Source organism: Serratia sp. CY37869 (assembly GCF_052168895.1).
GTDB lineage: Bacteria > Pseudomonadota > Gammaproteobacteria > Enterobacterales > Enterobacteriaceae > Serratia > Serratia ureilytica.
Genome location: NZ_JBJNLU010000006.1, coordinates 97,253 through 111,152, shown reverse-complemented (window position 1 = coordinate 111,152; position 13,900 = coordinate 97,253). Strand labels below are relative to the sequence as shown.

The window sequence follows — 13,900 nt, the reverse complement described above, 5'->3', positions numbered from 1 at the left end:
CGTTTGCCGGTGCGCCTTTGCGCCGGCGCTGTTCTCCTTGAAGACGACACGCAGAACTATGAAAAAACTCACCATCGGCTTAATCGGCAACCCGAACTCCGGCAAAACCACGCTGTTCAACCAACTGACCGGCGCGCGCCAGCGGGTCGGCAACTGGGCGGGCGTGACGGTCGAACGCAAGGAAGGCCATTTCACCACCCCGCAGTCCGACGTGCGGCTGGTCGATTTGCCCGGCACCTACTCCCTGACCACCATTTCGGAGCAGACGTCGCTCGATGAGCAGATCGCCTGCCACTACATTTTGAGCGGCGACGCCGATCTGCTGATCAACGTGGTGGATGCCTCCAACCTGGAACGCAACCTCTACCTGACGCTGCAGCTGCTGGAGCTGGGCATTCCCTGCATCGTGGCGCTCAACATGCTCGACATCGCCAAAAGCCAGCATATCGATATCGACGTCGCCGCTCTGTCGGCGCGCCTCGGTTGCCCGGTAGTGCCGATGGTCTCCACCCGCGCCGATGGCATCGGCGTGCTGAAACAAATGATCGACAATCATCGCATCAACGAACAGCAGGCGCTGGTGAACTACCCGCCGCTGCTGCTGAAAGAGGTCGCCACGCTGAGCGACGCCATGCCGCAAACGCTGCCGGCGGCGCAGCGCCGCTGGCTGGCGTTGCAGATGCTGGAGGGCGACATCTACAGCCACCGTCTGGCCGGCCCCGCCGTGGCGCGGCTGCCAGCGGCCATTCAGGCGCTGCAACAGCAGCAGCAGGAGGACCCGGCGCTGGTGATCGCCGACGCACGCTACCAGTCCATCGCCGCCCTGTGCGACGCGGTCAGCAACTCGCAGCAGGCGATGCCCAACCGCCTGACCGACATGCTGGATAAAGTGATCCTCAACCGCTGGCTGGGCGTACCGATCTTCCTGCTGGTGATGTACCTGATGTTCCTGCTGGCGATCAATATCGGCGGCGCGCTGCAGCCGATCTTCGATATCGGCTCGGCGGCGATCTTCATTCAGGGCATTCAGTGGCTCGGTTACACCCTGCACTTCCCCGACTGGCTGACCGTCTTCCTGGCGCAGGGCGTCGGCGGCGGCATCAACACCGTGCTGCCGCTGGTGCCGCAGATCGGCATGATGTACCTGTTCCTGTCGTTCCTGGAAGACTCCGGCTACATGGCGCGCGCGGCGTTCGTGATGGACCGCCTGATGCAGGCGCTCGGGCTGCCGGGCAAATCCTTCGTGCCGCTGATCGTCGGCTTCGGCTGTAACGTGCCGTCCATCATGGGCGCCCGTACGCTGGACGCCCAGCGCGAGCGCCTGATCACCATCATGATGGCGCCGTTCATGTCCTGCGGCGCCCGTCTGGCGATCTTCGCGGTGTTCGCCGCCGCCTTCTTCGGCCAGGACGGCGCTGGGGTGGTGTTCTCGCTGTATATGCTCGGCATCGCGGTGGCGATCCTGACCGGCCTGGTGCTGAAATACACCCTCATGCGCGGCGAAGCCTCGCCGTTCGTGATGGAGCTGCCGGTTTACCACGTGCCGCACCTGAAAAGCCTGCTGCTGCAAACCTGGCAGCGGCTGAAAGGCTTCGTGTTGCGCGCCGGCAAGGTGATCGTGGTCGCCAGCATGTTCATCGGCGGCCTGAACAGCTTCTCGTTCAGCGGCAAAACGGTCGACAACATCAACGACTCCGCGCTGGCTTCGGTCTCCAAGGTGCTGACGCCGCTGCTGCAGCCGATGGGCGTCCACAGCGATAACTGGCAGGCCACCGTCGGGCTGGTGACCGGCGCGATGGCGAAAGAAGTGGTGGTCGGCACGCTGAACACGCTGTATACCGCCGAGCACATCAACAAAGAGGCGTTCGACGCCGCCAACTTCAACCTGCTCGATGAACTGGGCGGGGCGCTGCAGGAAACCTGGGACGGGCTGAAAAACACCTTCAGCCTGAGCGTGCTCTCCAACCCGATCGAAGCCAGCAAGGGCGACGGCGAGATGGGCGTCGGCTCGATGGGCGTGATGAGCAGCAAATTCGGCTCCGGCATTTCCGCCTACAGCTACCTGATCTTCGTGTTGCTGTACGTGCCTTGCGTCTCGGTGATGGGCGCCATCGCCCGTGAATCGAGCCGCGGCTGGATGACCTTCTCAATCCTGTGGGGGCTGAACGTCGCCTACTCGCTGGCGACGCTGTTCTATCAGGCGGCCACCTTCAACCAACATCCGCAGTACAGCCTGACGGCGATCCTGGCGGTGGTGCTGGTAAACCTGCTGGTGCTGTTCGGCCTGCGCCGGGCGCGCAGCCGCGTCACGGTTCGCCTGGGCAACGCCACGCCGGCGGCCTGCTGTCAGGGCGCCAAAGGGAGCTGCCACTGATGGCCGGGCTGCTGCAGGTGCGCGATGCGTTGGCGCTGCGCGGCAGCGCTCAGGCGCAGCAGCTCAGCCAATCGCTGGCGACGCCGCTGCCGCTGGTGCAGGCGATGCTGGACCGTTTGACGGCGATGGGGAAAGTGGAACGCATCGAACAGGATGACGGCGCCTGTCTGAGCGGCGGCTGCAAAAGCTGCCCGCAGGGCCAGGGGTGCAGCACGGTGTTCTACCGGCTGAAGGCCTGACGTTCAGGGGCGCCGCTGCGGGCGCCCCCTTGCCGTTCAAGGCTTATTGCTTGTCTTTGTAAACTTCGGCGATGGCGCTGAATTTACCGTGTTCGCGGCCCGCCAGGATCACGTAGTATTGACCGCCCTTTTCGTCCGCCAGTTTGGACAGCTCTTCCTTGGCATCCATCGGCGACGTGGTTTCCGCCGTGGTGGTCACGGTGCCGATCTTCTCGTATTTACCCGGATTCTTATCCAGATCTTCCTTGGTCAGCAGGGTTGCCGCCATGGAGCCGAAAGACACCGAACCCAGCACTGCCGCTGCAATAATCATCTTCAATGATTTCATGACACTAACCTCTCAATGGATAATTTATCTGTTATGAAAGCCGTCCAGGATCCATGCGTAGTACTGCAGGCTGCCGCGACATCCTCAGGCCTCGTTGCTTTCCCTGACGGGGCCTGTTTCCCAGAGACGAAACGCCAAAATGAAAATCGCCGCACGTGGTCTTTTCATTTTGCAGCCAACGCATTGACTCACTAAGTATTGAACAGCTTTGTCTTTTATCCACCCGGCAGCGTTTTTTTTCGCGCTCTATCGTGCGTTTTCACGCTGCATTCAATGTGCTGCAATAAACGCTTCGATCATCGTCACAAATTCATCGGGATGAGAGATAAACGGCGCATGGGCGGCTTTAGCCACGATCTGCGACGTGGAGTTCGGCCAGGCGGCGTCGAGCAGCTCGGCGACCTTGCGCGGCACCAGCCCGTCCAGATAGCCGTAGATCCGCAGCAGCGGCTGCGGCAGCTCCGCCAGCGGCGCGCGCAGATCGGCGGTGCGCAGGATCTCCAACCCGCCGTTCAGTACTTCGACGCTCGGCGTCGGTTGGTTGAGCACCACCGCTTTCAGCTGGCGCGCATCCTGACGCGCGCTCTCGGTGCCCAGCGTCTGCAGCGCCAGAAAACGCTCGACGGTGCGCTGGAAATCCAGGCTTAGCTGGTGCTGGAAACCGCTCAGCACGTCCGGACGGATCCCCGGCCACTCATCGCGGGCGGCAAAGCACGGCGAGGAGGCCACGGTGATAAGCCCGCTGACCCGCTGCGGCTGCATCAGCGCCGCCTGGCTGGCCACCAGCCCGCCGAGCGACCAGCCGAGCCACCAGGCCTGCGGCGGGGCGGCCGCCAGCACGATTTCCGTCATCTGCGCCAGCGACAGGGCGCCGAACCCCTGGCTACGGCCGTACCCCGGCAGATCGACCAGGTGCAGGCGAAAATGCGGCGTCAACCGCGCCTGAATGCAACTCCACACTTCGGCGTTCAATCCCCAGCCGTGCAGCAGCACAAGATCGCGTTCACCTTCACCTATTGTTTGCCAGTACAGCGCTGTCATTGGTTATTGTCCTTTCATGCTTACCCGTCTCGGAGACACTATGCTATCAATCCGCAGCCGCTGTTGGCTATGCCGACAGCCATTGAGCCTGATGCGTCATGGCCTCTGCAGCTGCTGCCTGCGTCACCTGCCGGCCAGACCGCCGTGTTGCCCGCGCTGCGGGCTGCCCGCCGGGGAGACGCGCACGCCCTGCGGCCGCTGCCTGCAACGGCCACCGCCCTGGCAACGGCTGGTGTTCGTCGGCGACTACGTGACGCCGCTCAGCGGCTTGGTCAAAAGGTTCAAGTTCCACCGCTCGCCCGAGCTGGCGCCGGCGCTGGCGCGCCTGATGCTGTTGCGCTGGCAGCAGGCGCGCAGAGAGCAGTATCTGAACAGACCCGACCTGATTTTGGCGGTACCCTTGCATGCAACACGCTGCTGGCGCCGTGGCTATAACCAGAGCGATCTGCTGGCCCGGCCACTGGCGCGCTGGTTGGGTTGCGCCTACCGGCCCGCCGCCTTGCGCCGGGTGCGCAAAACCGCCCTGCAACAGCGGCTGAGCGCCTCTGCCCGCAGACGCAATCTGCAGCGCGCGTTCGCCTGTACCGTGCCGGTCGCCGGCCGGCATATCGCCCTGGTGGATGACGTGGTGACCACCGGCAGCACCGTCTCGGAGATCGCGGCGCTGCTGCGGCGGCAAGGCGCCGCCTCGGTGCAGATATGGTGCGTTTGCCGCACGTTGTAGTGCCACGGCAATGGGCGTATTATAACCGACTATAGAAGTCAACTATTGAGCTAATGCTATGATCCGTATAACAGATGCTGCACAGGAACACTTTGCCAAACTGCTGGCAAATCAAGAAGAAGGCACCCAAATCCGCGTATTCGTGATCAACCCGGGCACGCCGACGGCCGAATGCGGTGTCTCTTATTGCCCGCCGGACGCGGTAGAAGCGACGGATACCGAACTGAAGTTCGACAAACTGTCCGCCTATGTCGATGAACTGAGCGCGCCGTATCTGGAAGACGCCGAAATCGACTTCGTGACCGACCAGCTGGGTTCTCAGCTGACGCTGAAGGCGCCGAACGCCAAGATGCGCAAGGTCGATGACGACGCGCCGCTGATGGAACGCGTGGAATACGTGCTGCAGTCGCAGATCAACCCACAGCTGGCGGGCCACGGCGGCCGCGTAACGCTGATGGAGATCACCGACGACAACATGGCTATTCTGCAGTTCGGCGGCGGTTGCAACGGCTGTTCGATGGTCGACGTCACGCTGAAAGAAGGCATCGAGAAAGAGCTGCTGCAGAAGTTCCCGGAGCTGAAGGGCGTGCGTGATTTGACCGAGCACCAGCGCGGCGAGCACTCCTACTACTGATACCCTTCTTACTTGAAGTTGCAGCGTTGTTGGCCGCATGCGCGCACCCCAGTCACTTACTTAAGTAAGCTCCTGGGGTTTTACGCACTTGCCGCCTAGCTGCAACGCCAATTAATTCGGGTATCCGTCATTTGGATGGGACTAAAGTTCTCGTCCTTTGACCTAATACAACGACACCTCATCGTCACCCCACCGACACCTTGCGTCGGCGCTTGTCCAAATCCTTCAGCAGCCGGTTTATCCGCGGGTCGGCGAACATCTCCTCCAACGTCCGGGTCAGCTTGCGCCGCCAGTTAGGGTACTGATCGCTGGTGCCGGGGATGTTGACCGGCTCGGCCATGTCCAGCCAGTCTTCCGGCTGCAGGCCAAGCAAGGCGCTGGCGCTGTCGGCGACATAACGCTGCAGGCCGCGGTTGAGCAGCGGGCTCATGCCGAGCAGCGCCGCCTTCTTGCCCACCTTCTGCGGCACGCAGCCATAACGATGCAATCCATCCAGCAGCCCCTGCTTGGCGCGTTCTCGATCGGCGAACAGCGCCCGCAGGATTTCCGCGTCCGGGTAGAGACCCAGCCGGTTGCCGAGCGTCAGATCGTCGCTTTGCCAGTAGCCGCGCAGCGTCGGCAGATCGTGGGTGGTGATGGTCGCCATCGCCTGTACCGGATAGGCCTGCGGCGCGCGGAAATGGTGTTCGCCGTCGCTTTCGAAATAGAGCACTTTGTAGGAATAGACGCCGCTGTCGCGCAGCTTGCCGACGATTTCCACCGGCACCGTACCGAGATCCTCGCCGATCACCATGCAGCGATGGCGCTGGCTTTCCAGCGCCAGCACCGCCAGCAGATCGTCCACCGGATATTTGACGTAGGCGCCGCGATCGGCGGTTTCGCCATACGGGATCCACCACAGCCGCAGCAGCGCCATGACGTGATCGATACGCAGCGCGCCGCAGCTGGTCATGTTGGCGCGCAAAAGATCGATGAACGGCTGATACCCGCGCGCCGCCATCACATGCGGATCCATCGGCGGCAGGCCCCAGTTTTGCCCCAGCGGGCCCAGAATATCCGGCGGCGCCCCGACCGACGCTTTCAGGCAGTACAGCTCGCGGTCACACCAGGTTTCCGCCCCGCCTTCCGCCACCCCGACCGCCAGATCGCGATACAGGCCGATCGGCATCTGCTGCTGCCTGCTCTGGTCAAAACACTGCGCGAACTGGGTGGCCGCCAGCCACTGCAGCCACAGGTAAAAACGAACCGTTTCCTGGTGTTCAGTGCAGAACTGCCGCACCGCTTCGCTATCCCCCTGCCGATAACGTTCGGGCCAGGCCGGCCAGCCCCACTGGCTGATGTCATCCGCCGCCAAATGGGCATGCAGCGCGTCGAAGGCCGCCTGCCGGTACAGGCTGTCGCCGCCGCCCGTCACGAATTGCTCGAACGCCTGACGCTGCGCGTCGTTTGGCTTGCGCGCCTGAAATACCGGAAACGCCAGCTTCAGCGCCGCCAGTTTCAACTGCATCACGGCGGTGTAATCCACCCACTCCGCAGCGCGCGCTTTGGCGAGCTGTTTCTGCGTCGCCGGCTTCTGCCACCAGCGCTGCGCCGCGTCGCTGCGCTGGAAATCCTCCACCGCGTTGACGTCGATATACGCCAGGTTCAGCCAGCGGCGCGACGAGGGGCTGTATGGGCTGGCGCTCTCCGGGTTGGCGGGGTACAGCGCATGGATCGGGTTGAGGCCGACGAAAGCGCCGCCGCGTTCCCCCACCTCTTCCACCATCAGGCGCAGATCGCCGAAATCGCCGATGCCCCAGTTGCGATCGGAGCGCAGCGTGTACAGCTGAACGCAGGCGCCCCACAGCTTTTTGCCGGTCAACAAGGCGTCCGGCTCGAAGCAGCGCCTCGGCGCGACGATCACGCGGCATGACCACTGCCGTGCGCCCTGGCTCAGCGTCAATTGGTGGTAACCCGCCGGCAGATCGCCGGGCAGCGTCAGGGTCTTGCGCGCCCCGACGCGCCCCTGCAGGCATTCGCCGTCTTCACGCTGCAGCGCCCACAGGTATTCGCCTTCGCCCGTCGGCGTCAGCGCCAACGGCGCGCCCTGATAGAACACCTTGACCGCCGGTAACGGCGGCGGCGCGGTATCCTGCACCGCATCATCGGCCCACTTCATGGCCGCCAGCAGCTTGCGCTTGGTCTGCGGCTCAATCGCCTGCCGTTTGCCGTGAGCATTGATGAAATCGGCAGCGATCCCCGCCTGCGCTGCCGCCTGATCGATACGCTTGCGATCCATTCGCTCTCCTTAACGTTTGGCTTGCCAGATGCGCTGCTGGTAATCGCGGATCGAGCGATCCGAGCTGAACATGCCGACGCGCGCGGTGTTAAGGATAGTCCGCCGCGTCCACTCATCCCGATCGCGATACAGCTCATCGACCCGGCGCTGCGCCTGGCAGTACGAGGCAAAGTCCGCCAGCACCAGATAGGGATCGCCGCCTTCCAGCAGGCTGTGCAGCATCATGTCGAACGCGTGCTTGTCGCCATGGCTGAACGCGCCGCTCGCCAGTTCATCCAAAATCGCCTTCAGGTGCTTGTCCTTCTTGCGGTAGCTGAGCGGATCGTAGCCCTTCGCCACTATCGCCTTCACCTGCTCCACGGTATTGCCGAAGATAAAGATATTGTCTTCGCCCACCTGCTCGGCGATTTCGACGTTGGCGCCGTCCAGCGTGCCGACCGTCAGCGCGCCGTTCAGCGCCAGTTTCATGTTGCCGGTGCCGGAGGCCTCTTTACCGGCGGTGGAGATCTGCTCGGAGATATCCGCCGCCGGGATCATCAGTTCGGCCACCGAGACGCGGTAGTCCGGAATAAACGCCACTTTCAGGCGATCTTTCACCAGCGGATCGTGATTGATCTTCTCGGCCGCCTGATTGATGGCGTAGATGATGTTCTTCGCCAGGTAGTAGCCCGGCGCCGCCTTGGCGCCGAACAGGAACACGCGCGGCACGATGTCCAGGTTCGGGTTGTCGCGCAGCTGGCGATACAGCGACAGGATGTGCAGCAGATTCAGGTGCTGGCGTTTGTACTCGTGCAGGCGTTTGATCTGCACGTCGAAGATCGCGTCCGGATCGAGCGTCAGCCCCATCACGCCGTGCACGTAATGAGCCAGCGCCACCTTGTTGTCGCGTTTGATCTGCTGATAACGCTGGCGGAACGCCGCGTCGTCGGCGAATTTCTCCAGCCCGCGCAGCGCGTCGAGATCGCTCGCCCACTCCACCTTCAGCGTCTCGTCGATCAGGCCCGACAGCGCCGGGTTGCACTGTTTCAGCCAGCGGCGCGGCGTGATGCCGTTGGTGACGTTATGGAATTTGTTCGGCCACAGCTGGTGATATTCCGGGAACAGATCCTTCACCACCAGATCCGAATGCAGCTGCGCCACGCCGTTAACCGCAAAGCCGCTGACCACGCACAGGTTGGCCATGCGCACCTGCTTGTTGTGGTGCACCGCCAGTTTGGCCCACACTGCCTCGTCGCCCGGCCAGTGCTTATCCACCAGCTTTTTGAACCTGGCGTTGATCTGTTTGATGATGGAGAAATGGCGCGGCAGCAGGCTGCGCACCAGTTTTTCATCCCAGCACTCCAGCGCTTCCGGCATCAGGGTGTGGTTGGTATAGGCGAAGGTATTGCTGGTGATCGCCCAGGCCGCCTCCCACTCCAGCTGGTGCTCGTCCAGCAGAATGCGCAGCATTTCCGGAATGGCGATGGTCGGGTGGGTGTCGTTCAGCTGGATCACTTCGTACTTCGGCAGCTCTTCAATCTTGCGGCCGGCCTGATGGTGCTTGCGCAAAATATCCGCCACCGAGCAGGCGCACTGGAAATACTGCTGCATCAGGCGCAGGCGCTTGCCGGCCTGATGGTTGTCGTTCGGGTACAGCACCTTGGTCAGCTTGTCGGCTTCTACACCCTGCTTCTCCGCCTGCAGAAATTTGCCGTCGTTGAAATCGCTCAGGTTGAACGGATGCTGATGGGTCGCCTGCCACAGGCGCAGCGGCTGCGCCACGCCGTTGCGATAGCCCAGCACCGGCAGATCCCAGGCTTCGCCGCGCAGGGTGAAGGCCGGGCGCCACAGTTCGCGGCCGTCGGCCTGCTTTTCCAGCTTGCCGCCGATGCCCACGTCCACCGCCAGCGCGGCGTTGTGGCGGAACCACGGATAGCTCTCGCGTTGCCAGTTATCCGGCGCCTCTTGCTGTTGCCCACCCTGGAACGACTGGCGGAACAGCCCGTACTGGTAGTTCAGCCCATAGCCGGTGGCCGGTTGTTCCACCGTCGCCATCGAGTCGAGGAAACAGGCCGCCAAACGCCCCAGCCCGCCGTTGCCCAACGCCGGATCGGTTTCCTGCTCGAGCAGATCCGCCAGCTTGACGTTCTGCTCGGCCAGCGCCTGCTCGACGGTGTCGTACCAGCCCAGGTTGATCAGGTTGTTCGCCGTCAACCGGCCAATCAAAAACTCCATCGAGATGTAGTTCACGTGACGCAGCGGTTTGGCGCTTTTGCGCGGCGCCGGCTGTGCGGCCAGTTGCTCGGCCAGCGCCGCACTGACGGCTTCCCACCATTGATGTTGCGTCATTTGCTGCGCGGAACTGAGGCCGAACCGTTGCCACTGACGGGCGAGCGCCGCCAGAAAAGCATCCTTCTTGAGCGTAGGCTGTGACATAAGGAAAACTCTCTATCCAGTAAGTGGGTCAAATTGCCGCTATCGTGCCGGTGAGAAAGCCTGACGGCATCATCCCGCCTGGGGATTAGCTGGGGAGGAGGATTGGGGCGTAGCTGGAATTGTGATCTCAGGCACTTTTTGACTCCCTTGCAACGATGCAAAAAAGCCCGCCAACGCGTGCGGCGAGCACTGAGAACGTTAACCATGACGTTAGCACAAGTATTCGCGCTGCTGAAGTTTTGTCCATGGCCGGAAATGCGATCCGCAACCGCATCGCCGTACTCCGACACCAAACGTAAAAAAGTGTGATCGATAGCAACTTAACTCCAAGCCGATGCGGAAGCTTGTTGCAATACGTTTAGGGTTGGCAGAAGTTAGGGGGAGCTATTAATTACGAACCATAAAATAATTAGCGCCACTCCAATCCCGGCGGGAACCGCGATTTATATCCTGGAATACTATGCTGATCCCATCAAAACTGAGCCGCCCGGTACGGCTGCAAAATACCGTGATCCGCGATCGCCTGCTGGCCAAACTGGCCAGCGCGGGCAACTATCGTCTGACACTGGTCAATTGCCCGGCGGGATACGGGAAAACCACGCTGATCGCCCAATGGGCGGCCGGCAAGGCCGATCTGGGCTGGTATTCCCTGGATGAGAGCGACAACCAGCCGGAGCGTTTCGCCAGCTACCTGATCGCGGCGCTGCAGCAGGCCAGCGGCGGCCGCTGCGTCAAGAGCGAAGCGCTGAGCCAGAAGCACCAGTACGCCAGCCTGTCGGCGCTGTTCGCCCAGCTGTTTATCGAGCTGGCCGACTGGCATCAGCCGCTGTACCTGGTGATCGACGACTATCACCTGATCACCAACGACGCCATTCACGAAGCCATGCGCTTTTTCCTGCGCCATCAGCCGGAAAACCTGACGCTGATCCTGCTCTCGCGCACCCTGCCGCCGCTCGGCATCGCCAACCTGCGGGTGCGCGATCAGCTGCTGGAAATGGGCACGCAGCAGCTGGCGTTCACCCATCAGGAAGCCAAACAGTTCTTCGATTGCCGCCTGGCGGCGCCGATGGAACAGCAGGACAGCAGCCGCCTGTGCGACGAAGTCGAAGGCTGGGCCACCGCGCTGCAGCTGATCGCGCTGTCGGCCCGCCAATCCACCTCCTCGGCCCAACTGTCGGCCAAGCGGCTGGCGGGGCTGAACGCCAGTCACCTGTCCGACTATCTGGTGGACGAAGTGCTGGATCACGTCGATGCCGATGCGCGCGCCTTCCTGCTGCGCTGTTCGGTGCTGCGCTCAATGAACGATGCGCTGATCGTGCGGCTGACCGGCGAAGACAACGGCCAGCAGCGGCTGGAGGAGCTGGAACGCCAGGGGCTGTTTATCCACCGCATGGACGACACCGGCGAATGGTTCAACTTCCACCCGCTGTTCGCCTCTTTCCTGCGCCAGCGTTGCCAGTGGGAACTGGCGCTGGAGCTGCCGGGGTTGCACCGCGCCGCCGCCGAGGGCTGGCTGGCGCTGGGGTATCCGGCGGAGGCTATTCACCATGCGCTGGCGGCCAGCGACGTCAGCATGCTGCGCGATATCCTGCTGCAACACGCCTGGTCACTGTTCCACCACAGCGAACTGGCCCTGCTGGAGGAGTGCCTCAACGCGCTGCCGTATGAGCGCCTGATTCAGAACCCCAAACTGGCGCTGCTGCAGGCCTGGCTGGCGCAGAGCCAGCACCGCTACAGCGAGGTCAACACCCTGCTGGAGCGCGCCGAGCGCACCATGCGCGAACAGAAAATCGAGATAGACCAAACGCTGCACGCCGAGTTCGACGCCCTGCGCGCCCAGGTGGCGATCAACGCCGGCAAACCGGAAGAAGCCGAGCGGCTGGCGACCGAAGCGTTGAAATTCCTGCCGCTGTCCAGCTATTACAGCCGCATCGTCGCCACCTCGGTGACCGGCGAAGTCCACCACTGCAAGGGCGAGCTGGCGCGCGCGCTGCCGATGATGCAGCAAACCGAACAGATGGCGCGTCGTCATCAGGCCAACCATTACGCGCTCTGGGCGCTGCTGCAGCAGAGCGAAATCCTCATCGCCCAGGGCTTCCTGCAGGCCGCTTACGAAACCCAGGATAAGGCGTTCGAACTGATCCGCGAGCAGCACCTGGAACAGCTGCCGATGCACGAATTCCTGCTGCGCATTCGCGCGCAGATCCTGTGGTCGTGGTCGCGTCTGGACGAAGCGGAAGACGCGGCGCGCACCGGGCTGAAAATCCTGGCGAACTACCAACCGCAACAGCAGCTGCAGTGCATCGCCATGTTGGCCAAATGCTCGCTGGCGCGCGGCGATCTGGACAACGCCAATACCCATCTGCAGCGCTGCGAAACCCTGCTGCACGGCGCCCACTATCATCGCGACTGGTTGACCAACACCGACAAGTCGCGGGTGATCCACTGGCAAATGACCGGCGACACCGCCGCCGCCGCCCAGTGGCTGCGCCACACCGAAAAGCCCGGCATGGCGGACAACCACTTCACGCAGGGCCAATGGCGCAACATCGCGCGAGTGCAGATCCTGCTCGGCCAGTATGAAGAGGCCGGCGTGGTGCTGGATGAACTGAACGAAAACGCCCGTCGCCTGCGGCTGGTGAGCGATCTCAACCGCAATCTGCTGCTCAGCAACCAGCTCTACTGGCTGCAAGAGCGCAAGGGCGAAGCGCAGCAGGCGCTGATCGAAGCGCTGTCGCTGGCCAACCGCACCGGCTTTATCAGCCACTTCGTCATCGAAGGCGAAGCGATGGCGCAGCAGCTGCGCCAGCTGATCCAGCTCAACACGCTGCCGGAGCTGGAACAGCATCGCGCCCAGCGCATCCTGCGCGACATCAACCAGCATCATCGGCACAAATTCGCGCATTTCGACGAGAACTTCGTCGATAAGCTGCTGACCCATCCGCAGGTGCCGGAACTGATCCGCACCAGTCCGTTGACCCAACGCGAATGGCAGGTGCTGGGGTTGATCTATTCCGGTTACAGCAACGACCAGATCGCCGGTGAGTTGGATGTAGCGGCCACCACCATCAAGACCCATATCCGCAATCTATACCAGAAGCTGGGCGTGGCCCATCGCCAGGAAGCGGTGCAGCAAGCGCAGCAGCTGCTGAAGATGATGGGGTACGGCGCCTGATAGTCAGCGCTGGCCGTAATAAGCGCCGGCGCCATGTTTGCGGCTGAAATGTTTCGCCGACAGGTGTTCATCGATCCGGCGCAGGCCGGGGTTAATGCCCCGGCTGATCCACGCCATCTTAGCCACCTCCTCGAGCACCACCGCGTTATGCACCGCATCATCCGGCGAGCAGCCCCAACTAAACGGACCATGCTGATACGCCAGAATGCCGGGAATGTGCAACGGCTCGCGCCCGCACAGGGTTTCGATAATCACCCGGCCGGTGTTCAATTCATATTCCCGCGCCACCTCTTCCGCCGTCAGCGCGCGGGTGCAAGGAATGTCGCCGGAAAAATAGTCGGCATGGGTGGTGCCAAACGCCGGTATCGCCTCACCCGCCTGGGCCCAGGCGGTGGCGTGAGTGGAGTGCGTATGCACGACGCCGCCGAGTTGTGGGAATGCCCGGTACAGCGCCAGATGCGTCGGCGTATCGGATGAAGGCCGCAGTTGCCCCTCAACAACCTCCCCTCGCGCATTCACCACCACCATATCTTCCGCCCGCATCGTTTCATAAGGCACGCCGCTGGGTTTTATCACCATCAGATCGCTGGCCCGATCGATGCCGCTGACATTGCCCCAGGTATAGGTCACCAGCCCGTGCTCAGGCAGCGCCATATTGGCTTTGTAGACCTGCCATTTCAGTTGTTCCAGCA

The 13,900-nt window shown here is 62.6% G+C and carries 10 protein-coding genes; 5 read left to right on the top strand and 5 right to left on the bottom strand.

Translation table 11 applies throughout. The features are described from left to right. The first annotated feature begins 58 nt into the window (after positions 1 to 58). Positions 59 to 2,374 (top strand): Fe(2+) transporter permease subunit FeoB, encoded by a 2,316-nt coding sequence (feoB, locus tag ACJ8J1_RS23330; protein ID WP_033645292.1) that lies wholly within the window; start codon positions 59 to 61, stop codon positions 2,372 to 2,374. Beyond that, entirely contained in the window at positions 2,374 to 2,613 is a 240-nt protein-coding gene (locus tag ACJ8J1_RS23325) for a FeoC-like transcriptional regulator (RefSeq protein WP_004930758.1), read from the top strand. Before feoB ends, ACJ8J1_RS23325 begins: the two co-directional genes overlap by 1 nt. Before the next feature lie 43 nt (positions 2,614 to 2,656). On the opposite strand, the gene ACJ8J1_RS23320 is transcribed toward ACJ8J1_RS23325, so the two are convergent. Beyond that, a complete protein-coding gene (locus tag ACJ8J1_RS23320) occupies positions 2,657 to 2,941 on the bottom strand; it encodes a YdgH/BhsA/McbA-like domain containing protein (RefSeq protein WP_004930765.1) in 285 nt (94 codons plus the stop codon). 270 nt (positions 2,942 to 3,211) lie between these two features. After that, the gene (bioH, locus tag ACJ8J1_RS23315; RefSeq protein ID WP_033645293.1) at positions 3,212 to 3,982 is read right to left on the bottom strand and encodes a pimeloyl-ACP methyl ester esterase BioH; all 771 of its coding nucleotides are present in this window, start codon (positions 3,980 to 3,982) and stop codon (positions 3,212 to 3,214) included. Positions 3,983 to 4,022: 40 nt separating this feature from the next. Here bioH and gntX point away from each other — a divergent pair, with 40 nt between their 5' ends. Further along, positions 4,023 to 4,706, top strand: a complete 684-nt coding sequence (gene gntX, locus ACJ8J1_RS23310) for a DNA utilization protein GntX (RefSeq protein ID WP_033645294.1) — start codon at positions 4,023 to 4,025, stop codon at positions 4,704 to 4,706. A 58-nt stretch (positions 4,707 to 4,764) separates the two neighbouring features. Further along, positions 4,765 to 5,340 (top strand): Fe-S biogenesis protein NfuA, encoded by a 576-nt coding sequence (nfuA, locus tag ACJ8J1_RS23305; protein WP_004930777.1) that lies wholly within the window; start codon positions 4,765 to 4,767, stop codon positions 5,338 to 5,340. Positions 5,341 to 5,524: 184 nt separating this feature from the next. On the opposite strand, the gene malQ is transcribed toward nfuA, so the two are convergent. Both malQ and malP read right to left on the bottom strand, forming a co-directional pair. Next, positions 5,525 to 7,618, bottom strand: a complete 2,094-nt coding sequence (gene malQ / locus ACJ8J1_RS23300; protein ID WP_033645295.1) for a 4-alpha-glucanotransferase — start codon at positions 7,616 to 7,618, stop codon at positions 5,525 to 5,527. Positions 7,619 to 7,627: 9 nt separating this feature from the next. After that, a complete protein-coding gene (malP, locus tag ACJ8J1_RS23295) occupies positions 7,628 to 10,033 on the bottom strand; it encodes a maltodextrin phosphorylase (RefSeq protein ID WP_033645296.1) in 2,406 nt (801 codons plus the stop codon). 460 nt (positions 10,034 to 10,493) lie between these two features. On the opposite strand from malP, the gene malT reads away from it, so the two are divergent. Then, positions 10,494 to 13,208, top strand: a complete 2,715-nt coding sequence (gene malT, locus ACJ8J1_RS23290; protein ID WP_033645297.1) for an HTH-type transcriptional regulator MalT — start codon at positions 10,494 to 10,496, stop codon at positions 13,206 to 13,208. 3 nt (positions 13,209 to 13,211) lie between these two features. On the opposite strand, the gene ACJ8J1_RS23285 is transcribed toward malT, so the two are convergent. Further along, positions 13,212 to 13,898: an L-ribulose-5-phosphate 4-epimerase gene (locus ACJ8J1_RS23285; protein WP_033645388.1), complete on the bottom strand. Its 687-nt coding sequence runs from the start codon at positions 13,896 to 13,898 to the stop codon at positions 13,212 to 13,214. Between the last annotated feature and the right edge of the window lie 2 nt (positions 13,899 to 13,900).

Coding starts and splice junctions, on each gene's coding strand:
- ACJ8J1_RS23325 (WP_004930758.1), top strand. CDS start 2,374: ATGGCCGGGCTGCTGCAGGTGCGCGATGCGTTGGCGCTGCGCGGCAGC.
- bioH (WP_033645293.1), bottom strand. CDS start 3,982: ATGACAGCGCTGTACTGGCAAACAATAGGTGAAGGTGAACGCGATCTT.
- gntX (WP_033645294.1), top strand. CDS start 4,023: ATGCTATCAATCCGCAGCCGCTGTTGGCTATGCCGACAGCCATTGAGC.
- ACJ8J1_RS23320 (WP_004930765.1), bottom strand. CDS start 2,941: ATGAAATCATTGAAGATGATTATTGCAGCGGCAGTGCTGGGTTCGGTG.
- malQ (WP_033645295.1), bottom strand. CDS start 7,618: ATGGATCGCAAGCGTATCGATCAGGCGGCAGCGCAGGCGGGGATCGCT.
- malT (WP_033645297.1), top strand. CDS start 10,494: ATGCTGATCCCATCAAAACTGAGCCGCCCGGTACGGCTGCAAAATACC.
- nfuA (WP_004930777.1), top strand. CDS start 4,765: ATGATCCGTATAACAGATGCTGCACAGGAACACTTTGCCAAACTGCTG.
- malP (WP_033645296.1), bottom strand. CDS start 10,033: ATGTCACAGCCTACGCTCAAGAAGGATGCTTTTCTGGCGGCGCTCGCC.
- feoB (WP_033645292.1), top strand. CDS start 59: ATGAAAAAACTCACCATCGGCTTAATCGGCAACCCGAACTCCGGCAAA.